The 20,421-nt window shown below is 60.5% G+C and carries 16 protein-coding genes and 2 pseudogenes; 4 read left to right on the forward strand and 14 right to left on the reverse strand.

The genetic code is table 11. From position 1 onward, the window contains the following. The 14 genes and pseudogenes from KW848_RS30395 to gap form a co-directional block, all read right to left on the reverse strand. Positions 1-628, reverse strand: a pseudogene (locus KW848_RS30395) (glycine dehydrogenase (aminomethyl-transferring)); the annotation flags it as partial. Positions 629-639: 11 nt separating this feature from the next. Beyond that, the gene (gene gcvH / locus KW848_RS30400; RefSeq protein ID WP_007949423.1) at positions 640-1,023 is read right to left on the reverse strand and encodes a glycine cleavage system protein GcvH; all 384 of its coding nucleotides are present in this window, start codon (positions 1,021-1,023) and stop codon (positions 640-642) included. 430 nt (positions 1,024-1,453) lie between these two features. After that, positions 1,454-2,962: a sigma-54-dependent transcriptional regulator gene (locus tag KW848_RS30405; protein ID WP_218539047.1), complete on the reverse strand. Its 1,509-nt coding sequence runs from the start codon at positions 2,960-2,962 to the stop codon at positions 1,454-1,456. Between the two features lie 277 nt (positions 2,963-3,239). Next, positions 3,240-3,605, reverse strand: a complete 366-nt coding sequence (locus KW848_RS30410; protein WP_218539048.1) for a DUF5064 family protein — start codon at positions 3,603-3,605, stop codon at positions 3,240-3,242. A gap of 227 nt (positions 3,606-3,832) precedes the next feature. Next, on the reverse strand, positions 3,833-5,161 hold the full coding sequence (locus KW848_RS30415; protein WP_218539049.1) for a CoA transferase: 1,329 nt from the start codon (positions 5,159-5,161) through the stop codon (positions 3,833-3,835). A 206-nt stretch (positions 5,162-5,367) separates the two neighbouring features. Beyond that, on the reverse strand, positions 5,368-6,123 hold the full coding sequence (locus KW848_RS32660; protein WP_371917827.1) for a methyl-accepting chemotaxis protein: 756 nt from the start codon (positions 6,121-6,123) through the stop codon (positions 5,368-5,370). Positions 6,124-6,273: 150 nt separating this feature from the next. Continuing rightward, a pseudogene (locus tag KW848_RS32665) lies at positions 6,274-7,506 on the reverse strand (chemotaxis protein); the annotation flags it as partial. Positions 7,507-7,684: 178 nt separating this feature from the next. Continuing rightward, entirely contained in the window at positions 7,685-8,080 is a 396-nt protein-coding gene (locus tag KW848_RS30425) for a YbaN family protein (protein ID WP_218539051.1), read from the reverse strand. Positions 8,081-8,205: 125 nt separating this feature from the next. Beyond that, on the reverse strand, positions 8,206-8,814 hold the full coding sequence (locus KW848_RS30430) for a biliverdin-producing heme oxygenase (protein WP_218539052.1): 609 nt from the start codon (positions 8,812-8,814) through the stop codon (positions 8,206-8,208). A 114-nt stretch (positions 8,815-8,928) separates the two neighbouring features. After that, the gene (locus KW848_RS30435; protein ID WP_218539053.1) at positions 8,929-11,520 is read right to left on the reverse strand and encodes a TonB-dependent receptor; all 2,592 of its coding nucleotides are present in this window, start codon (positions 11,518-11,520) and stop codon (positions 8,929-8,931) included. Positions 11,521-11,702: 182 nt separating this feature from the next. Then, positions 11,703-12,611, reverse strand: a complete 909-nt coding sequence (locus KW848_RS30440; RefSeq protein WP_218539054.1) for a FecR domain-containing protein — start codon at positions 12,609-12,611, stop codon at positions 11,703-11,705. Positions 12,612-12,807: 196 nt separating this feature from the next. Then, a complete protein-coding gene (locus KW848_RS30445; protein ID WP_218539055.1) occupies positions 12,808-13,326 on the reverse strand; it encodes an RNA polymerase sigma factor in 519 nt (172 codons plus the stop codon). Between the two features lie 77 nt (positions 13,327-13,403). Beyond that, positions 13,404-13,868, reverse strand: coding sequence for a methylglyoxal synthase (locus KW848_RS30450; protein WP_008155845.1), 465 nt, complete (start codon positions 13,866-13,868; stop codon positions 13,404-13,406). 29 nt (positions 13,869-13,897) lie between these two features. Beyond that, positions 13,898-14,899 (reverse strand): type I glyceraldehyde-3-phosphate dehydrogenase, encoded by a 1,002-nt coding sequence (gap, locus tag KW848_RS30455; protein WP_008155846.1) that lies wholly within the window; start codon positions 14,897-14,899, stop codon positions 13,898-13,900. 220 nt (positions 14,900-15,119) lie between these two features. Here gap and edd point away from each other — a divergent pair, with 220 nt between their 5' ends. The 4 genes from edd (at position 15,120) to KW848_RS30475 (ending at position 20,261) form a co-directional block, all read left to right on the forward strand. Beyond that, complete coding sequence (gene edd, locus KW848_RS30460; protein ID WP_111451459.1) at positions 15,120-16,946, forward strand: phosphogluconate dehydratase; 1,827 nt, start codon at positions 15,120-15,122, stop codon at positions 16,944-16,946. Continuing rightward, on the forward strand, positions 16,943-17,893 hold the full coding sequence (locus KW848_RS30465) for a glucokinase (protein WP_111451460.1): 951 nt from the start codon (positions 16,943-16,945) through the stop codon (positions 17,891-17,893). The genes edd and KW848_RS30465 overlap by 4 nt, the downstream gene beginning before the upstream one ends. 177 nt (positions 17,894-18,070) lie before the next feature. Further along, positions 18,071-18,802 carry a response regulator gene (locus tag KW848_RS30470; RefSeq protein ID WP_008155851.1) on the forward strand — a complete coding sequence of 244 codons (732 nt, stop codon included), beginning with the start codon at positions 18,071-18,073 and terminating at the stop codon, positions 18,800-18,802. After that, positions 18,792-20,261 (forward strand): ATP-binding protein, encoded by a 1,470-nt coding sequence (locus KW848_RS30475; RefSeq protein WP_111451461.1) that lies wholly within the window; start codon positions 18,792-18,794, stop codon positions 20,259-20,261. The genes KW848_RS30470 and KW848_RS30475 overlap by 11 nt, the downstream gene beginning before the upstream one ends. The last annotated feature ends 160 nt before the right edge of the window (positions 20,262-20,421 follow it).

The following is a 20,421-nucleotide window of genomic DNA, read 5'->3' on the forward strand; positions in this document are numbered from 1 at the left end:
ACGGCGTCACGTCAGTCAGTTCACGCTCGTCGCCCACCACCACGTCGATGCCCAATGGCTCGGCGCGGGTGCGCAGCACGTCGAGGGTTTGCGGGTGGCAATGCACGGAGGCGAAGAACGCGTGGCTGCCCTTGTTCTTGCTCAGGCGTTTGCAGAAGGTCATCGCTTCGGCGGCGGCGGTGGCTTCATCGAGCAAGGAAGCGTTGGCGATCGGCAGGCCGGTGAGGTCGCTGATCAGGGTCTGGAAGTTCAGCAGCGCTTCGAGACGGCCCTGGGAAATTTCCGGTTGATACGGCGTGTACGCGGTGTACCAGGCCGGGTTTTCCAGCAGGTTGCGCAGGATCGGCGACGGCGTGTGGGTGCCGTAGTAGCCCTGGCCGATGAAGGTCTTGAACAGCTGGTTTTTGCCGGCAATGGACTTGATCAAGGCCAGGGCGTCGGCTTCGCTCAGGCCGTTTTCGAGGCCGAGGACGCTGGTGCCCTTGATGCTGTCGGGGATGACGCTGGCGCTCAGGGCTTCCAGCGAGTCGAAGCCGAGGCTGTTGAGCATGGCTTGCTCGTCGCCGGTACGCGGGCCGATGTGGCGGGCGATGAATTCGTTGGCAGTGGTCAGGCTTACTTGAGTCATGTCAGCGCTCCTCAGGCTTCGGCGTTGGCTTTGATCAGACGGTCATAAGCGTCTTGATCCAGCAGTTTGGCGACAGCCGATGCATCGGTAGGCTGGAAGCGGAAGAACCAGCCTTCGCCCAGCGGATCTTCGTTGACCAGTTCAGGGCTGCTGTCCAGCGCCGGGTTCACTTCCAGCACTTCACCGTCCAGTGGCATGTACACGCCGCTGGCAGCTTTTACCGATTCCACGGTGGCGGCTTCAGCGCCTTTGTCGTAGGACTGCAGCTCAGGCAGTTGTACGAAAACCACGTCGCCCAAGGCGTTCTGTGCGAAAGCGGTAATGCCGACTGTGACGGTGCCGTCAGCTTCGGTACGCAGCCATTCGTGATCTTCAGTAAAACGCAATTCGCTCATGGAAACTCCTAAGGGGGCCAGACTCGTCTGGTGGACGCGATTGAATACTCGGCAATGCCGTACTTTATGGATGGTTACTAAGCAAAAACGCGGCCAATGTTTTTTAGTCGTTAAAAATCAATAGGTTATGTGTTTGGTTGAGGTGCGGCGATTTGCTGGCTGTAGCGAAATCGCTACAGCCCAGGGCGAAGAAAAAAGCCTAAGTGGATCAAAGCCTTGCACAGCGGTGATCAGAAGAGGGTGTAATGATATCGTTCCGCTGTAGCGCTTTCAGTACAGATGGAGGTCGCTTTTAAACATGATTTTGAAGGCGGCACAAAACCTGTGGGAGCGGGCTTGCTCGCGAAGGCGTCGGGTCAGCAACATTGCTGGCGCCTGACACACCGCTTTCGCGAGCAAGCCCGCTCCCACAGTTTTGACCGAGTAGGCCTCAGGGCTTGTTGGGAATGCCGTATTTGCGCAACCGATGGGCAATCGCGGTGTGGGAGGTTTGCAGGCGGCTGGCCAGTTGGCGGGTCGAGGGGTAGCTGACGTAGAGTTTTTCCAGCAGGGTTTTTTCGAACTCTTCCATCGCCTGTTCGAGGCTGTCAACGTCGCTGTCGCTCTGACGCGCCACGGAGGTGCCGGCGATATCGAGGTCGCCAATGTCGACCAGGCTGCTCTCGCAAATCGCAGCGGCGCGGAAAATCACGTTCTGCAATTGCCGCACGTTGCCCGGCCAGCGATTGCCCAGCAGTGCCGGATAGGTGCCGGGCGCCAGGCGACAGACCGGGCGCTGGATCTGCGCGCAGGCCTGCTGCATGAAGTAGCGGGCCAGCAGCAGGATGTCCTGGCCGCGTTCGCGCAGGGGCGGGACTTCGACGTTCAGGACGTTGAGGCGATAGAACAGGTCTTCGCGGAACGAACCTTCGCTGACCATTTTTTCCAGATCGCGGTGCGTGGCGCTGAGGATCCGCACATTGACCTTCACCTCACGATCCCCGCCCACCCGGCGGAAACTGCCGTCGTTCAAGAAGCGCAGCAATTTGGCCTGCAAGTACGGCGACATCTCGCCGATCTCATCGAGAAACACTGTGCCCTGGTTGGCCAGTTCCATCAGCCCCGGTTTGCCACCCCGTTGTGCGCCGGTGAAGGCGCCGGGGGCGTAGCCGAACAGTTCGCTTTCGGCGAGGTTCTCCGGCAATGCCGCGCAGTTCAGCGCCAAAAATGGCGAACTGCACCGGGCGCTGATGGCGTGGCAGGCTCGCGCCACCAGTTCTTTGCCGGTGCCGGTTTCGCCCTGGATCAGCAACGGCGCATCAAGGGCCGCCACGCGTTGGGCGCGAGCCTTGAGGGTGCGAATCGCCGGGGATTCACCGAGCAGCGCATCGAAACCTTCGGCATGGTCGTGGTGCAGCGCCGAGAGGCGTTCGCCGATACGGTTGGGTTGATACAGGGTCAGCAGGGCGCCGGCGTCGGTAATCGGTGTGGCGTCCAGCAGTAACGTCTGGCCGTTGACGGTGACTTCCCGCAGCGGCAGGCGGAAGCCGTTTTCCAGCAGGGCTTCGAGCAGTGCCGGGTCGGCGAACAGGTCGGCGATGCTTTCGCCGTCAGGCTCGCGACCGTACAACGCAATCAATGCCGGGTTGGCCAGCAGCACTTTGCCGGCACTGTCCAGCGCCAGGACCGGGTCGGTCATGGCCGCGAGCAACGCATCAAGCTGCAGGTGCCGGCGCTGACCGGGAAGAATGTCGACCACCGTCACTGCTTGCACGCCGCGCACACTGAACAGCGCATCGCGCAGTTCTTCGAGGACTTCCGGGCTTAGGGTCGGGGCGTCGATGTAGACGTTGGGCGGAATCATTTCCACCGCATCCAGGTTGAGATTGCGCCCACCGAGCAGGGCCAGGACTTCCTGGGTAATGCCGACGCGGTCGATGAAGCTGACGTGGATACGCATGGGGCGTTTTTGGGTTCTGGAGTGCGGAGGGTGGCAAGTATGCCTTGGAGGAGGGCTGGGGTGAAATCTTGAGATTGGAGTTGGCAGGAAGATCGACCCCTCACCCCAGCCCTCTCCCCAGTGGGGAGAGGGGGAAAGGGTGCAGATTGGGGGCTTTTCGAAACCTGAGTCCGACTCGATATCTCAGGTCGATGTCACTCGAAAGAGCAACTCGATCAGTCCCCTCGCCCCTCGGGGCGGTCCGACGTTTCGGGAAGGTTAGGGTGTGGGGGGACCTTCAGATTCGATCCAGATGCTCGGGTTTTATCGGGTCGCCGGATTTGACGTGGAGCTGCGCCCGCACATCTTCAAACATGGCGTCGTACTCCTTGTGTATCGAGCCGATACTGGCCTCTTTGGGCATCCCGTACTTCTGCGCGATGCGTGTGACATGTCGGGCGAAGTCGAAGGCCTGGTCCTTGGGCAGGAAGAATTCTTCCTGCAATGCCTTGTCCCCAACCGAACCATGCATCTTGAAGAGCATGCCTTCGCCCTCCTTGGGATCCTGGCTGACGGCATATTCAATGTGCAGGTTGTAACGGTAATCATCCTTGTTCAGCGCGTAGCGCTCGATGTGCAGGTGACCGGGCTCGAACGTTGCCATTGATTTCTCTCCTTCAAACAGCCATTGAATCAGGGCAGACCTCAAGCCTGCCCTCGGAGTTTCTTTTATTGATAGCTCATCCGGGTGTCGCCGTGTCCGAGAGTGGACCGATGATAGCTTCGCTTTAACCGTGTACTTTCCCATGAAACACCCCATCGGTCGTGTCCAACTTTTGGGGTGCACACCAGAGCGTGGGAACAATCATCCGCAAGGGAACGATCGGTCGTCTACCACTGCGCGCGATGGGAACCCAATTCTGAAGCCGCAAGTGTCCACTGCAACGGCGTCCCCGTAATCTTCAGCGGCACATGAAGTCGATGCGCCGGACCCCAAGGCGTCTGCTCCACCAACAGCCCTTGATCGCTGCCATCCTCCGCCCGCAACGGCTCATCGGTTCCCGGGCCGTTTTCAATCAGCAACTTCGCCGTACGCGCCAACGACAACCGTGCCGCGCCACCGCGCCCCAATAATCGAATCGCACTGGCCGCCATCAAATACCCGGTGGCGTGATCGAGCGCTTGCAAGGGCAATGGCGTTGGCTTGTCTGCGCGCTTCCAGTGCATGCCGGCGTCGGCGATTCCGCTGCTCATTTGTACCAGGCTGTCGAAGCCGCGGCGGTTCTGCCACGGGCCGCTCCAACCGTAGGCATTGAGGCTGACGTCGATCAGGCCGGGCGCCAGCTTCTGGCGTTCGGCGGCGCCGTAACCGAGATGTTCCAGTGCATCGGCGCGGTAGCCGTGGAGCAGAATGTCAGCGTCCTTGAGCAGGCTTTCGAACACCGCGCGATCAGTCTTGTCGTGCAGGTCCAGACGCGCGCAGCGTTTGCCCAGGGTGACTTCCGGCACCACGCCCGGTTCGTTCCAGGTCGGTGGGTCGATGCGCAAAACGTCGGCGCCGAGGCCTGCCAGGAAACGGCTGGCGATGGGGCCGGCGAGCACTCGAGTCAAATCCAGCACCTTGACGCCGGCCAGCGGTTGCGCCACCGAGCCTTGCCACGGTTTCGCGTTCTGGCGGCTGTTGTCCGCCAACTGAATCAGTGGCTCGGCGTTCACGGCCTGACCTTGGGGATGCGTCTGCCATTGCGCCCAGCTACGCATCTCGGCGGCGCAGCCACCTGCATCGACCACGGCTTGCTCCAGATCGCCTTTGGCCCATTGAGCAACCTTGCTCGCCATCGCTGCACGGTCGGCACAGGCGCCGAGCACTTTTTCGGCAGCGGCGCGGTGATGGGGGGCGTTGGTGTGCAGGCGGATCCATCCGTCTTTGGCCGCGTAGTCACCGGCGACGGGGTCCCAGAGTGGCGGGACGCTCCAGCCTATCGGGCGGATAGAAGTGGCGAACCAGAAAGAAGCGAGGCGGCGGTCGACCTCAAGGGTGGGTAAACGACCGGTTTGTTGCTGCAGCCATTCGCTGACAGCCTGACCGGCAGCGGCAATGCTGGCGCATGCCAGGTCGGTGACGGCAAACGCCGAGGGCAAGGCGCCGCTCGAGGTGAACTTGACCTGGGTGCGAGGCAAGCCGAGTGCAGCTTGAATGGACGTGAGTAAATCAGTCATCGAAGGCCCTCCGGAACGAGAGCCCGAGCATAGATCAAAAAACGGCGCTGTCAGATGAAAACGATGAGGCCAGCTGAACACTAATCTCTGTGGGAGCGGGCTTGCTCGCGAAGGCGGTAGGTCAGCAACATTGATATCGACTGACACTACGCCTTCGCGAGCAAGCCCGCTCCCACAGGGGATTTTCTGCGGTCATGGAAGTTGTATTACACCCGAAACTGGTCCATCAATTTCATCTGATGCGAGGTCAGCGAGTTGAGGTGGCTGCTGATCTGCGCCGATTCGGTGGCCTGACCGGTCAGGGTTTCGGTGACGGTGCGGATCGCCGAGACGTTGCGGTTGACCTCTTCGGCCACGGCGCTTTGCTGTTCGGCGGCGCTGGCGATTTGCAGGTTCATGTCGCTGATGACCGTCACCGCGTCGCTGATTTTGCTCAAGGCCTGCACCGCTTGCTGAATCTGCCCGGCGTTGCTGTGAGCCTGGGTCTGGCTCGAATGCATCGTGGCCACCACGCCGCGAGTGCCGGTCTGGATGCGTTCGATCACGATGCGGATTTCTTCCACCGAATCCTGGGTGCGTTTGGCCAGGTTGCGTACTTCATCGGCGACCACCGCAAACCCGCGACCGCTCTCGCCGGCCCGCGCCGCTTCAATCGCCGCGTTGAGCGCCAGCAGGTTGGTTTGTTCGGCGATGCTGCGGATCACCTCCAGCACCGAGCCGATCTGCTCGCTGTTGACCGCCAACGCTTCGACTTCGGTCACCGCCTTACTGACTTCGTCGGCCAGTTGATTGATGTCGCGGGTGCTGCGTTCGATGATCTGCATGCCGTCGCGGGCCGACTGGTCGGCGCCTTTCGCCGCGTTAGCCGCGTTCGAGGCACTGTTGGCGACGTCGTGGGCGGTGGCGCTCATTTCGTTGGACGCGGTGGCGACCTGGTCGATTTCGCGGAACTGCACTTGCATGCCTTCGCTGGTCTGACGGGCGATTTCCGAAGACTGGTCGGCGGTGCCGCGCGCATCGGTGATGCTTTGTTTGATCTGCGCGATGGTCGGTTGCAGCTTGTCGAGGAAGCGGTTGAACCAGCTCACCAGTTCGCCCAGTTCGTCTGTCTTGCTGTAGTGCAGACGCTGGGTCAGGTCGCCGTCGCCGCTGGCAATCGCCTTGAGCATCTCGGCCACGCTGTTGATCGGCCGGGTCACGCCGGACGCCGTGAGCCAGATCAGCAACAGCCCGACCATGCCGGCAATCACCGCCACCAAAACGGCTTTGATCGTGCCGCTTTGCTGGGCGTCATCGAGTACGGCTTGCAACTTGACCGAGTCGGCCAGCAACACGTGTTTCGGCAGGTCGATCACCACGCCCCAGGCTTTGGACTCGGCAATCGGACTGACCGGGTATACCGCTCGGATCAGGTCGCCCTGTTCGAGAATCTTCGGCGTGCCAGCGCTGAGCAATTGCAGAACGTCCTTGCCGTCTGCGCCCAGGGTGTCGCCGATGCTTTTACCGACCTTGCTCGCGTCGACGCTGTAACCGGCGAGTACGCCGCTGCCGGAGACAATCAGCATGTGCCCGGCGCTGTTGAACAGATCGCGTTGGGAGTCGACAGCCGCCGCTTGCAGCGCGTCGAGGGCGATGTCCACACCGACCACGCCGATGGATTTGCCATCCACCAGCAGCGGTACGGAAATGGTGGTCATCAGCATTTCCTTGCCGGCGACAGTGTCGGCATACGGGTCGAGCAGGCAGGTGCGCTTGCTATCGCGAGGGCAGGTGTACCAACTGTTATAGGGCGTGCCGCTGAGGCTCAAGGTGGTTTTGGTCATGTCGTCTTCGACCATGATCGTGTTGATCCCGACACCGCCGGCACGGCTCCAGTAACTGGCGAAACGACCGGCTTCGTTGGATTGGCGAACGGCATCGTTGGCGAACTCGCTGTCCTTGCCGTCGAGGCCATTGGGTTCGAATGCCAGCCAGATGCCGAGCACTTTACTGTTGCGCTCGAAGGCGGTTTTCAGGCTCTGGTTCAACTCTTCACGCAGGGCGCCGGCCTCAAGGGAGCGCGTGCTCGCCATGGTGCGCATGTCCTTGATCTGATCGGCCAGGGCGGTCACCACCAGCAGGCTTTCACCGAAGGTCTTCTGCACCCGCACTGCTTGCTCGGCGGCCTTGGCCTGGAGCAGGTTCTGCACGCTGGCGGTGAGCATGTTGCTGCTGGAGGCGCTGACCAGTTCATCGTTCTGATCGGTCTGGTAGATGTTCATGCCGACGATCAGGACGACCACGCCCAGCAGGCACAGACCGGACAGCAGGACGATTTTCAGGCGGATGGAGAGAGAGTCGAACATAGGACGAGCTCGCGAATGAATGAGGTGTTGGCTGTGAGTCGGGATCGACCCAATTCGCCAAGTCCATTCAGCGCCATTTAATGCTCATCGGCGTGGGCAGGGGTTGCATGAACGCGAAGCCGACGAACGGTAGCAGGTGAACGTTTGCGCAGGAAAATGCCCTGAAAAGGACAGAAATTCAGGAAATTGTCGGCAATGATTCCGGCCGCGACCAGATCCACAGATTGCCCAGGCTCATGCCGGCAATCGCCAGAAAGATCGGCCAGCCAGGATCGAGCATCACCAGTATCAACCCGGCGCATAGCAGCATGCTCACGGTGACGCTGACCTTGGCTCGGCGGGCGATGATTTTGCCGTTGCGCCAGTTGCGCAGGATGGAACCGAACAGCCGATGGTTTTCCAGCCAGGCACTCAGGCGCGGCGAACTTTTGGTCGCGGCCCAGGCGGCCAGCAGGATGAACTCGGTGGTCGGCAGGCCGGGTACGATGATGGCGATCAGGCCGATGGCCAGGCTGATGTAGGCGAGCAGGCCAAAGAGTAAACGGGCGAGTTTTGAGGAGACTGGGTGAGGCATGCGCTTTCCTTGTGGGAGCGGGCTTGCTCCGGGCGGCGTTCCGACGAAGGCGGTGTGACAGGCAACATTGATGCTGACTGACACACCGCTTTCGCGAGCAAGCCCGCTCCCACAGGTCCGTATTGTCAGGCGAGTTCGAGGGTGGTGGCGTAGGCCTGCTCAAGCAACACGGTAAAGCGGTTGAACGCGTCGATTGCGCCTTTATCCAACTCGGCTTCTTCTTGTGCGCTGAGTTCCAGCCCGTCGAGGGTTTTGACGAAGCGCTTCCAGCCTTCAGCGCGACCACCGGCCGGTTCACCGAGATGACGAGCTCCGAAGGTTTCGCTTAACCCAAGCGCTACAGCACGCTTAATCAAAAACGCCGCGCCAAGTTTCGAGCCTTCCGACACGAACAGCCAACCCAGCGCCTCGGCTTTGGCTGGATTTTTCACCGCCCCGGCGACGGGGGGCGGCACTTCGGTTTCCAGATCAGCCAGGTCAGCCTTGGCCGCTTCAGCACGGCAGCGGGCAGGCAGGTCCGGGACGATGGCGGTCAATTCGGCATCGTTGTACAGCGACACCAGTTCCGACTGAAACAAATACTGCGCCACCACGAACCGCGCGAAGTTGGCCTGGGTTTCAAACGGTGCGTGGGCTTTGACCAAGGCATCAAGCCTGGTGTGAGGCTCGTGGGTGATCTGGTTCAAACGTTGCGAACGCAGAGCAGGGCGTTGAGCAGTGTCCTGATTGGTCATGAGAAGTCCTTGAGAAAAAGAGGCGCTTGGTAACGAGACGAACAACAAGGTGCGTGACAGTAAAAAAACCTCACTGCGCCACTTCTCTAAAAGCAGCGCAACGAGGTGGCAGGGTCAGATATCCCAGACCAGATTGACCGCGAAGTTGCGACCCGGTTGGGTCAGGCGATCGAGATTGGCCGGGCTCAGCACTGCTGCTTCGCCGACGCTGTCGTAACCGCGCACGTCATCCCACAGCCAGTACTTTTTGTCGGTCAGGTTGTAGACGCCAGCGCTGACGGTTACGTCGTCGGTGACTTTGTAGAAGCCGGTCAGATCGAGTACGCCGAAGCCCGGCGATTTGAACTGGCTGCTCATACCGTCCGGCGACTTGAAGTTGCTGTCGTCGACGCGATCCTTCTTCTTCACCAGCGTCCAGCTGAGCAAGCCGCCATAGTTGTCCTGGTCGTAACCAAGACCGAACACACCGGTCAGCGGGTTCACGCTGTTGATCGGCTCGCCGGTGTCGTTGTTGCGGCCGTAGGCGTAGGCCACCGAGCCCTGGGTGTAGAGACCTTGTGGTGCGCCGAACGCGTCGAGGTTCAGGCGGCCCTTGATCTCTGCGCCCTTGATGGTCGCGTGTTTGATGTTGTTGCTCTGGAAGGTCAGCTCGCTGTAACCGGGCGTGACCGCGTCTTCGTTAATGAAGTCGCGGTACTTGTTATAGAACACCGCCACATCGAACGAGCCGGACTCGAAGTTGCCGCGCAGACCGGTCTCGTAGCTTTTGCTTTTTTCCGGTTCCAGGTCCGGGTTCGGCGCCACGCTGTAGCCGGTGGTGGTGTTCTCGAAGCGTCCGTACAACGCCTTGGCGGTTGGCGTGCGGAAACCTTCAGCGTACTGGCCATACCAGGTGTACTGATCGGTCAGGGCGTAAGTCAGGCCGAACTTGGGTGAAACTTTGTGCCAGGTTTTGTTCTTATCGCTGACGGTACCGCGACCGTCGGCGGCCACGGTATTGAGGAACTCCTGGGTGATGTGCGGCTTGAGCTGGGTGTAGTCGTAGCGCAGGCCCGGCAGGAAGGTCCACTTGTTCCAGCTGATCTGATCCTGGGCGAACAGGCTGTAGGTATTGATGGTCGGGTCCGGGAAGTCGCTGGATTTTTTCAGCACATCAGCCGCGCTGGTCGCGCCGACGGCCGTACAGCCGCGACCGACCGCCAGGCACTTGCCGTCGCCGCTGCGCGAGCCGGTGACTTTCTGTTGCTTGATAGTGGTGCCATAAGTCAGCAAGTGCCCGGTGTCAGCGATGTTGAAGGCTTTATCCAGTTGGGCATCGAAGACCCACTGTTTCTCTTCGTAAAGCGTGTCGCGGGTGCGCAGCACTCTACGGGTCATCGGGAAATAGAATTCTTCGGTGCTCTGATCGGTTTTGGCGATCTGATGGTTCAGGCTCCACTTGACGTTGTCTGCCAGCAGGCTGTCGAGTGCGAAGCTGTGTTCCAGGCCGAAACGCTCACGGGTAATGGTGTCGTTGCCGGTGCGCCACTGGTACATGCCGCCGGGCAGCATGCTGTTCGGGATCGTCGGCTGGCCATTGAAGTACGGGCCGCCGTAAGCGCTTTTCTGATCGGTGTCGCGATCGTCCTTGTACTTCTCGTAGGTCAGGCCAAGGCGTGAACTTTCATTGTAGTTCCAGCCAATCTTGGCCAATACGTTGGTGGCTCGCACGTCTTCCGGGTTGGCCGCGGTACGGTCCAGGCCGGTGCCGTTGTTGCTGCCAAAGGAATCGGTTTCGTGACCATCGCGCTGGCTGTAATGCAGCAAGCCATCGAACTGATCGGCGCGGCCGGCGACGGTGGCGGACTTCAGCCAGCTTTCGTCAGCGGAGCTGTACCCGGTCTTCAGGCGAGCGCCGACGTCTTGGCCGGGCTTGATGATGTCGTCCGGGTCGAGGGTGAAATAGCTGACGGCGCCGCCGATGGCGTTGCTGCCGTAGAGCACCGAGGCCGGGCCGCGCAGAATCTCGACGCGCTTGATGATTTCCGGGTCGACGTAGTTACGCTGGGTTTTGGCATACGGGCCGTTGAAGAAGCCGTTCGGAATCTCGACGCCGTCGATTTGGGTCAGGATCCGGTCGCCGTCGATGCCGCGAATGTTGTAGCCGCTGATTCCGCCGCGGGTCCCGGCACCGCCCACCGAGACGCCCGGTTCGTAGCGCACCAGATCCTTGATGGTATTGACGTTGTTGCGGTCCAGCTCTTCACGGGTGTGAACGGTGACGGTGCTCGGCACGCTGGCGATGCTTTGTTCCTGGCGAGTGGCGCTGATGGTCACCTGGTCCAGGTTGAGCGCGCTGCTGTTGCTGCGCTTCTCCAGCACGATGTTATTGGTGCCCAGTTTGCGATAGCTCAGGTTGGTCCCCACCAACAGGCGATCGAGGGCTTTCTCTGGCGGCAGCGAACCCCGCACGCCTGGCGAGGCCACGCCCTCAGCCAGTTCTGCCGGCAAGCCGACTTGCCAACCGGTCACGGCGGTAAAGGCATTGAGTGCCGAGACCAATGACTGCTGAGGGATGGCGAACGCGTAATCACCCATGTTGCGGGTCGGTTGCTCGGCCGCGGTGGCGGCGTAGAGCTGCGCGCTGCCGGCCATCAGGATGGCGGCGGTCAGCAGCGACAGCACGCGAGAAGGTGAAGAAGGTTGGCAGGTAAGGCGAGAGGACATCAATAGCGCTCCGTGTCGCACGAATCTTTATAGGTGCTGATCGGCATCTGAAGATGCGAATCAATTGCATTGGCTATAACGAGACGTACGGGGTTTGGCTATCGAGTAAAAATAATTCTCATCTAGGGGACGTTCTCAATTAGTTTCCCCACCGCGGCGGGGAAACTAATTGAGAACGCCCCCTAGTTCAAAATCACCAGCGCCGGGAATTCCTGGAGCCGCGCCGAGGTGATCTGGGCCAGCGAGCGGACCACGTCTAACGGTTGGTCGAGGCGGTAATTGCCGGTGACGGCGATGTCGGCCAACTGCTCGTTGTTGTTGATGATCCAGCCGGGGTAGTAACGACGCAGCTCCGCCAGCACCTGGCTCAGCGGGCAGTTTTCGAACACCAGTCGACCCTGGACCCACGCCAGGTCGGTCGCGGCATCGAGTTTGGCGGAACGATCGAAACCGTTGGGGCCGATGCGAATGCTTTCTCCGGCGGACAATCGAATTCGCGCGTCGTCGCGGGTCGCTCGCAAGTCGACATCCCCACGCTGCACCCGAACCTGTGCCACACCGTCCAGATAACGCACCGCAAAGGCTGTGTCCCGCACGCTGGCCTTGACCGGCCCGGCGTCGATTTCCAGCGGCTGGCCGCGATCGGCCGCGACCTCGAAAAATGCCTCGCCCTGATACAAACGGGCCACGCGCTGTTGATCGTTGATGGTGCTGGAGAAGGCCGAATTGGTATTGAGCAGGACCTTCGAGCCGTCCTCCAGTTGCAGTCGCTGGCGTTCACCGACCACGGTCAGGTGATCGGCCTGCAGGCGAATCGGCAGATTGCTGAAGCTGAACAAACCGAGGATCAGCACGGCGGCGGTGGCCAAGGGTTTCCAGTGCGGTCGCAGGCGTGACAGGGCGGTCACTTTCGGCGGTCGGGCGGCCAGGGTTTGCGCGCATTGCACGACCTGCGAGCCCTCCCAGATTGCTTTCGCCTTGGCGAACGCCTCGGCATGCAACGGATGGGCGGCCAGCCAGTCGTGAAACTGTCGAGTCTGTTCTTCGTTCGGATTGTCCAGCACGATCAGCCAGTCCAGGGCCTGGTCCATCGCACTTGCGGGGTCCTGCGCCGGGGAAGGCGGAGAGGGGGCGGGGGGAGGCACTGGAAGCGTGTCCGTCACGGTGTTTCCTCGGCAGTGTCTTGGCACCGCTGTTTTTTTAATGAAGCTTGAAAGTGGGGCAAGGGTAGCAAAGCCCGATAGTCAGTGCAGGTCATCCTCATACGTAGAGAATTAACCTACAGACTCAGTCGCCGTTTAACCGTTCGGCCACGCCGATGCAGATCGCCATGATCAATTTCAGCTCCTTTTGCACCGTGCTCAATGACACGCCAAGCTTCTCGGCGATCTCCAGATAGCTGTGCCCGTGCAGACGGCTGAGGATGAAAATCTGCTGCTGACGGGCGCTGAGTTCATTGAGGCTCACGTTCAAACGCTCAAGCAATTGTTCGGCATGGGCGGCGTCTTCCGCACTGCTGGCGGGGGCGGCGACGCTTTCCACCACGTCCAGCGGCACGTCGTCGAGCATCGTGCGGGACTGGATGCGCCGCGCGCGCAAATGGTCCAGCGCCAGGTTGCGAGCGGTCTGGAAAACGAAGGGTTCAAGGTGATCAATGGCCCGCTCACTAAGCGCCCGGGTCACTCGCAGGTAGGTCTCCTGCAGGAGGTCTTCGGCGGTGCTGTGATTGTTGACCATCCTCTCCAATGTGCGCAGCAGAGAGACTCGCTGGGCGATGAAGAGGTGATTAAAGCGAGATTGACTCACGGGAGGACCTGATCCATTTCGAGCGAATGATAATGCTTATCATCCGCTCGAGTGGTCAAGTATTGATTTGTGAAGGTTTAGGCGCGGCCCAGCAGATAGGTCGCGTAATCGGGGATCCGATGTTCGTGCGCCTGCTCCATCATCGGGCTGCTGAGCAGGTAGTCGGCGCTGCATTCGTTGCAGGCGACGGGAATGTTCCAGACCGCCGCGACGCGCAATAACGCCTTGATGTCCGGGTCGTGCGGCTGTGGTTCGAACGGGTCCCAGAAGAACACCAGCATGTCGACCCGCTGCTCGGCGATTCGCGCACCGAGTTGCTGGTCGCCGCCCAGCGGACCGCTGATCATGCTCTCCACAGGCAAATCCAGGCGTTGTTGCAACAACAACCCGGTGGTGCCGGTGGCGACCAGTTCATGCTGTGCGAGCCTGTCTTTCTGCCGCTCGGCCCAGTCCAGCAAAAACACTTTGCAGTGGTCATGGGCGACCAAGGCAATACGCTTGCGCGCTGCCATGGTCTTTTGCGTAAAGCTGATACCGATCATCGGTGCTGCTCCTGCTTTTTCACGGCGGGTTATTCAGCGTTGCACAGCGCCAGGCAGTTATCGAGCATGCGGTTGGAGAAGCCCCATTCGTTGTCGTACCAGGCCAGCACCTTGAGCAGCTTGCCGCTGGACTTGGTGTGGTTGGCGTCAAAGATCGACGACAGCGGGTTGTGATTGAAGTCGCTGGAGACCAGCGGCAGGGTGTTGTAACCGAGAATTTTCGAATGCTGGCTGGCTTCTTTCAGCAGCGCGTTCACTTCATCAGCCGACGCTTCGCGCTTGAGTTGCACGGTCAGGTCAACCAGCGACACGTTGATGACCGGCACGCGTACCGACATGCCGGTCAGTTTGCCCGCCAGTTCCGGCAGCACCAGACCGACCGCTTCAGCCGCGCCGGTTTTGCTCGGAATCATGTTCTGGGTGGCCGAGCGCGCACGATACGGATCGACATGATAGACGTCGGTCAGGTGCTGATCGTTGGTGTAGGCGTGAATTGTGGTCATCAGGCCGCTTTCGATTCCCAGCTCGCGGTGCAACACCTGGGCCACCGGGGCCAGGCAGTTGGTAGTGCACGACGCATTGGAAATGATCTGGTGCGATTGGCGCAGAATGTCGTGGTTAACGCCATACACCACCGTGGCGTCGGCACCTTTGGCCGGGGCGGAGATGATCACTTTGCGTGCGCCGGCCGTAATATGCGCGGCGGCTTTGGCACGGTCGGTGAACAAACCGGTGCATTCGAATACGACGTCGATCTGCTCGGCAGCCCACGGCAGCTCGGCCGGGTTGCGAATGGCGCTGACAGAAATACGGTCACCGTTGACGGTCAGGCTTTCCATATCATGCTGGACATCGGCATCGAACGTGCCGTGAACAGTGTCGTACTTGAGCAGATGAGCGTTCATCGCGCTGTCGCCCAGGTCATTGATGGCAACGATCTGCAGATCCTGGCGATAACCTTGGGTATACAGTGCGCGCAGGACGTTACGGCCAATTCGGCCAAAACCATTGATTGCGATTCGAAGAGTCATTTAACAGGGCCGCCGTCGTTTTGTTGTTGGAATTACAAGATTATTCGCATAAAAATAGAAAACAAGCCTTTTTAATGGCAATATTTTGTTCAATCTACAACGAGTGACCTGAATCAACTGGTCCGACCGATCAAGAAAACCGTCTGTCATCCCATCGACAACGGCTCTTGTTCAGCATAGACAATCAGGTCGCCACATCCGTTAGCCTGGAGTTCTAAACATGCATCCCCGCGTCCTTGAGGTCACCGAACGGCTTATCGCCCGCAGCCGCGCCACGCGTGAGGCTTACCTTGCACTGATTCGTGGTGCTGCCAGCGACGGTCCCATGCGCGGCAAGCTGCAATGCGCCAACTTCGCCCACGGCGTGGCCGGTTGCGGCACCGACGACAAGAACAGTCTGCGGATGATGAACTCCGCCAACATTGCGATTGTTTCGTCCTACAACGACATGCTCTCGGCGCACCAGCCGTACGAAGTTTTTCCTGAACAGATCAAAAAGGCCCTGCGCGAAATCGGCTCCGTCGGCCAGTTCGCCGGCGGCACCCCCGCCATGTGCGATGGCGTGACCCAGGGCGAGCCAGGCATGGAACTGAGCCTGCCGAGCCGCGAAGTGATTGCCCTGTCCACTGCCGTGGCGCTGTCTCATAACATGTTCGACGGCGCGCTGATGCTCGGCATCTGCGACAAGATCGTCCCGGGCCTGATGATGGGCGCGTTGCGTTTCGGTCATCTGCCAACGATCTTCGTGCCGGGCGGGCCGATGGTCTCGGGCATTTCCAACAAGCAGAAGGCCGATGTGCGCCAGCGTTATGCCGAAGGCAAGGCCAGCCGCGAAGAGCTGCTGGAATCGGAGATGAAGTCCTACCACAGCCCGGGTACCTGCACCTTTTACGGCACCGCCAACACCAACCAGTTGCTGATGGAAGTCATGGGCCTGCACTTGCCGGGCGCCTCTTTCGTCAACCCGAACACCCCGTTGCGTGATGCCCTGACCCGCGAAGCCGCGCATCAGGTCACGCGTCTGACCAAGCAGAGCGGCGACTTCATGCCGATCGGCGAAATCGTCGACGAACGTTCGCTGGTTAACTCCATCGTGGCCCTGCACGCCACCGGCGGTTCGACCAACCACACGCTGCACATGCCAGCGATCGCCATGGCGGCGGGCATTCAACTGACCTGGCAGGACATGGCCGACCTCTCCGAGGTGGTGCCGACCCTGAGCCACGTCTACCCGAATGGCAAAGCCGACATCAACCACTTCCAGGCGGCGGGCGGCATGTCGTTTCTGATCCGCGAACTGCTGGAAGCCGGGCTGCTGCACGAAAACGTCAACACTGTTCTCGGTCATGGCCTGAGCCGCTACACCGTGGAACCATTCCTTGATAACGGTGAGCTGGTCTGGCGCGAAGGCCCGATCGAAAGCCTCGACGAAACCATCCTGCGTCCGGTGGCACGTGCGTTCTCGCCAGAGGGCGGCTTGCGGGTGATGGAAGGCAACCTCGGCCGTGGCGTGATGAAAGTGTCCGCTGTCGCGTTGGAAAACCAGGTCGTCGAAGCACCGGCCATGGTGTTCCAGGATCAGCAGGATCTGGCCGATGCGTTCAAGGCCGGTTTGCTCGAGAAGGATTTTGTCGCGGTGATGCGCTTCCAGGGCCCGCGTTCCAACGGCATGCCGGAGCTGCACAAGATGACGCCGTTCCTCGGCGTGCTGCAGGATCGCGGCTTCAAAGTGGCGCTGGTCACCGACGGGCGCATGTCCGGTGCGTCTGGGAAAATCCCGGCGGCGATTCACGTCAGTCCCGAAGCGTATGTGGGCGGCGCTTTGGCGCGGGTCCAAGAGGGCGATATCATCCGTGTCGATGGCGTCAAAGGCACCCTGGAGCTTAAGGTGGACGCCGAAGAATTCGCAGCGCGCGAACCTGCCAAAGGCCTGTTGGGCAATAACATCGGCAGCGGTCGCGAACTGTTTGGTTTCATGCGCATGGCCTTCAGCTCCGCAGAGCAGGGCGCCAGCGCCTTTACTTCTGCCCTGGAGACGCTTAATTGAAACTGGCTTTGGTCGGTGACATCGGTGGGACCAACGCACGTTTCGCGTTGTGGAAAAACCAGCAGCTGGAATCGATCCAGGTGCTGGCAACGGCCGACCATGCCAGCCCGGAAGAGGCGATTGCCCTCTACCTGAGCGGGCTTGGCCTGGCGCCGGGTTCGATCGGTTCGGTGTGCCTGTCGGTGGCCGGTCCCGTCAGCGGTGATGAATTCAAGTTCACCAACAATCACTGGCGACTCAGCCGCAAGGGGTTTTGCAAGACCTTGCAGGTGGATCAACTGTTGCTGGTCAACGACTTCTCGGCCATGGCGCTGGGCATGACCCGTTTGCAGCCGGACGAGTTTCGGGTGGTCTGCGAAGGCACGCCGGAACCGTTGCGGCCGGCGGTGGTGATCGGTCCGGGGACTGGCCTCGGTGTTGGCACGTTGCTGGATCTGGGCGAAGGTCGTTTCGCCGCGTTGCCTGGGGAGGGCGGTCACGTCGATTTGCCACTGAGCAGCCCACGGGAAACTCAACTGTGGCAGCACATCTTCAATGAGATCGGTCATGTCAGCGCCGAAACGGCGTTGAGCGGCAGCGGCTTGCCGCGGGTCTATCGGGCGATTTGTGCGGTGGACGGTCATGAACCTGTGCTCGAAACACCGGAAGCGATCACGGCTGCCGGCCTGGCCGGCGATCCAATTGCCCTGGAAGTACTTGAGCAGTTCTGCTGCTGGCTGGGTCGTGTGGCCGGCAACAACGTGCTGACCACAGGCGCGCGTGGCGGTGTGTACATCGTCGGCGGAGTGATTCCGCGGTTCGCCGATTTCTTCATCGAAAGCGGCTTTGCCCGGTGCTTTGCCGACAAGGGCTGCATGAGCGATTATTTCAAAGGCATCCCGGTGTGGCTGGTGACGGCGCCGTATTCCGGCCTTGTTGGCGCGGGTGTGGCGCTCGACCAGGCTTGAAATGCGATCAAATGTGGGAGCGGGCTTGCTCGCGAATGCGGACTGACATTCAACAGAGATGTCGACTGATACACCGCTTTCGCGAGCAAGCCCGCTCCCACATGGGTTTTGTGGTGTTTGTAGAATCAGCGCTTAAGGCATAATCCGCCCAATTCAAACAACAAGGATGCCGCCCCTGTGAGCTCAGTCAACAAGTCGATTTTGTTGGTCGATGACGATCAAGAGATACGCGAGTTGCTGGACACCTACCTGACCCGCGCGGGTTTTCAGGTGCGAACCACGCCGGACGGCGCAGGCTTTCGTCAGGCGATGAACGAGGCGCCGAGCGATCTGGTGATCCTCGACGTGATGCTGCCGGACGAAGACGGCTTCAGCCTCTGCCGCTGGATCCGTCAGCACCCGCGTCAGGCGCAGGTGCCGATCATTATGCTCACCGCCAGCTCCGACGAGGCCGACCGCGTCATCGGTCTGGAATTGGGCGCCGACGATTACCTTGGCAAACCCTTCAGCCCGCGTGAATTGCAAGCGCGCATCAAAGCCCTGTTGCGTCGCGCTCAGTTCGGGCAGGAGCGTTCCGGCAGTGAAGTGCTGGCCTTCGATGACTGGCGGCTGGACATGGTCAGCCATCGCCTGTTCCACATCGACGGCGAAGAAGTGATTCTCTCCGGCGCCGATTTCGCGCTGCTGAAACTGTTCCTCGATCACCCCCAGGAAATCCTCGACCGCGACACTATCGGCAACGCCACCCGTGGCCGTGATTTGATGCCGCTGGATCGCATCGTCGACATGGCCGTCAGCCGGTTGCGCCAGCGCCTGCGCGACACCGAAAAACCACCACGACTGATCCGTACCGTGCGCGGCAGCGGCTACCAACTGGCCGCCAATGTGGTTGCCAGCAATGGCCACTGAGTTTTTCCGCAAACTCGCCGCGCGGATTCCCGTGCCACGTTCGCTGCTCGGGCGGATGCTGCTGCTGACGCTGTTGGCAGTGTTGTTCGCCCAGACGTTGTCGAGCGTGATTTGGGTCTCGCAACTGCGCGCCACCCAGCTTGAAGGCCTGGTGACCAGCGCCCGTAGCCTCGCTCATTCGATGACCGCCAGCGTCAGTTACTTCCGCTCTCTGCCAGTAGCGTTTCGGCCATTGGTACTCGACCAGTTGCGCAGCATGGGCGGCACCCGTTTTGTGGTGACGCTCAACGACAAACCCTTGGGCATGGAAGTGCTGCCGATCACCCCGCGCAAGGAAGCCGTGCTCAAAGCGGTGGACGAAGTGTTGCGCCAGTCCCTGGGCCAGGACATTGATATCTCGGTGACCTTCGTCAGCCCCGAAGACCTGCGGATCTTCAACGGCGGTCTGAAACTCGATGAATTGCCGCGCTCCTGGGCGCATTACGCGCTGACCCTGGAGCCGGTGAACCCGCCGGTATTGGTCACGCAAATCCAGATGGCACCGGGCGAGTGGCTGTACATCGCCTCACTGTTGCCCGAGCCCTACACCAGTCTTGAAGAGCAAGGCCTGCCGGCGCAGCAAGTCTGGTTCATCGTGCTCACCAGCGGCTTCTTGCTGTTGTTCATTGGCCTGCTGGTGCACTGGCAGAGCCGGCCGCTCAAGCGTTTGGCGCGGGCAGCACGGGACATGTCCCTCGGCGCGGAAGTCGAGCCAGTGGCCGAGGGTGGCGGCAGTGAAGTGATCGAGGTCGGCCGCGCCTTCAATGCGATGCGCGAACGCATCAGCCGTTACCTGACCGAGCGCAGCCAGTTGTTCAGCGCGATTTCTCATGACTTGCGCACGCCGATTACCCGCTTGCGGTTACGCGTTGAATTGCTCGAAGACGAAACGCTGCAAGCCAAGTTCGGCCGTGATCTGGATGAGCTGGAGCTGCTGGTCAAAGGCGCGCTGCAATGCGTGAAAGACACCGACATCCACGAAAACATCGAGCCGGTGGACCTCAACCATGTACTTGATTGTCTGGTGGAACCGTATCTGGCGCCCAACGGCAATGGTCGCGTTACTCAACAAGGGCGTGCGCTGGCGGCGTATCCGGGGAAGCCGCTGGCGCTCAAGCGTTGCATCGGCAACCTGATCGACAATGCCTTGAAGTATGGCCAGAAAGCGCATTTGCACATTGATGACGACCCGAGTGCGTTCATCCTGCATGTGGACGATGAAGGGCCCGGCGTGCCGGAACAGCGGATGGAGCAGGTGTTCGAGCCGCACTTCCGCTTGGCCGGGCAGCAGCAGGGTTATGGGTTGGGGTTGGGGATTGCGCGAAATATCGCGCATAGCCATGGCGGTGAGGTCAGCCTGCAGAATTTGCGTGAAGGCGGGTTGAGGGTGACGTTGCATTTGCCTCGTAGTGTTGATTAGTTAGACCGCGTTATCGTTCTTCGCGAGCAAGCCCGCTTGTATGGTAGGACTTGAAGGGAGGAGGAGGGACAAGGCTCGATTCCGACTGTTGACGCAGTACAGACCGTGGGAGATTTCGCCCCTCCTCCTTTCACCCAAGCGCCGATAAAGAATGCATCTG

The sequence above is a fragment of the Pseudomonas sp. PDM25 genome (assembly GCF_019219045.1).
GTDB lineage: Bacteria > Pseudomonadota > Gammaproteobacteria > Pseudomonadales > Pseudomonadaceae > Aquipseudomonas.

Coding starts and splice junctions, on each gene's coding strand:
- gcvH (WP_007949423.1), bottom strand. CDS start 1,023: ATGAGCGAATTGCGTTTTACTGAAGATCACGAATGGCTGCGTACCGAA.
- KW848_RS30405 (WP_218539047.1), bottom strand. CDS start 2,962: ATGCGTATCCACGTCAGCTTCATCGACCGCGTCGGCATTACCCAGGAA.
- KW848_RS30410 (WP_218539048.1), bottom strand. CDS start 3,605: ATGGCAACGTTCGAGCCCGGTCACCTGCACATCGAGCGCTACGCGCTG.
- KW848_RS30415 (WP_218539049.1), bottom strand. CDS start 5,161: ATGACTGATTTACTCACGTCCATTCAAGCTGCACTCGGCTTGCCTCGC.
- KW848_RS32660 (WP_371917827.1), bottom strand. CDS start 6,123: ATGCAAGTGCAGTTCCGCGAAATCGACCAGGTCGCCACCGCGTCCAAC.
- KW848_RS30425 (WP_218539051.1), bottom strand. CDS start 8,080: ATGCCTCACCCAGTCTCCTCAAAACTCGCCCGTTTACTCTTTGGCCTG.
- KW848_RS30430 (WP_218539052.1), bottom strand. CDS start 8,814: ATGACCAATCAGGACACTGCTCAACGCCCTGCTCTGCGTTCGCAACGT.
- KW848_RS30435 (WP_218539053.1), bottom strand. CDS start 11,520: ATGTCCTCTCGCCTTACCTGCCAACCTTCTTCACCTTCTCGCGTGCTG.
- KW848_RS30440 (WP_218539054.1), bottom strand. CDS start 12,611: ATGGACCAGGCCCTGGACTGGCTGATCGTGCTGGACAATCCGAACGAA.
- KW848_RS30450 (WP_008155845.1), bottom strand. CDS start 13,868: ATGATCGGTATCAGCTTTACGCAAAAGACCATGGCAGCGCGCAAGCGT.
- gap (WP_008155846.1), bottom strand. CDS start 14,899: ATGACTCTTCGAATCGCAATCAATGGTTTTGGCCGAATTGGCCGTAAC.
- edd (WP_111451459.1), top strand. CDS start 15,120: ATGCATCCCCGCGTCCTTGAGGTCACCGAACGGCTTATCGCCCGCAGC.
- KW848_RS30475 (WP_111451461.1), top strand. CDS start 18,792: ATGGCCACTGAGTTTTTCCGCAAACTCGCCGCGCGGATTCCCGTGCCA.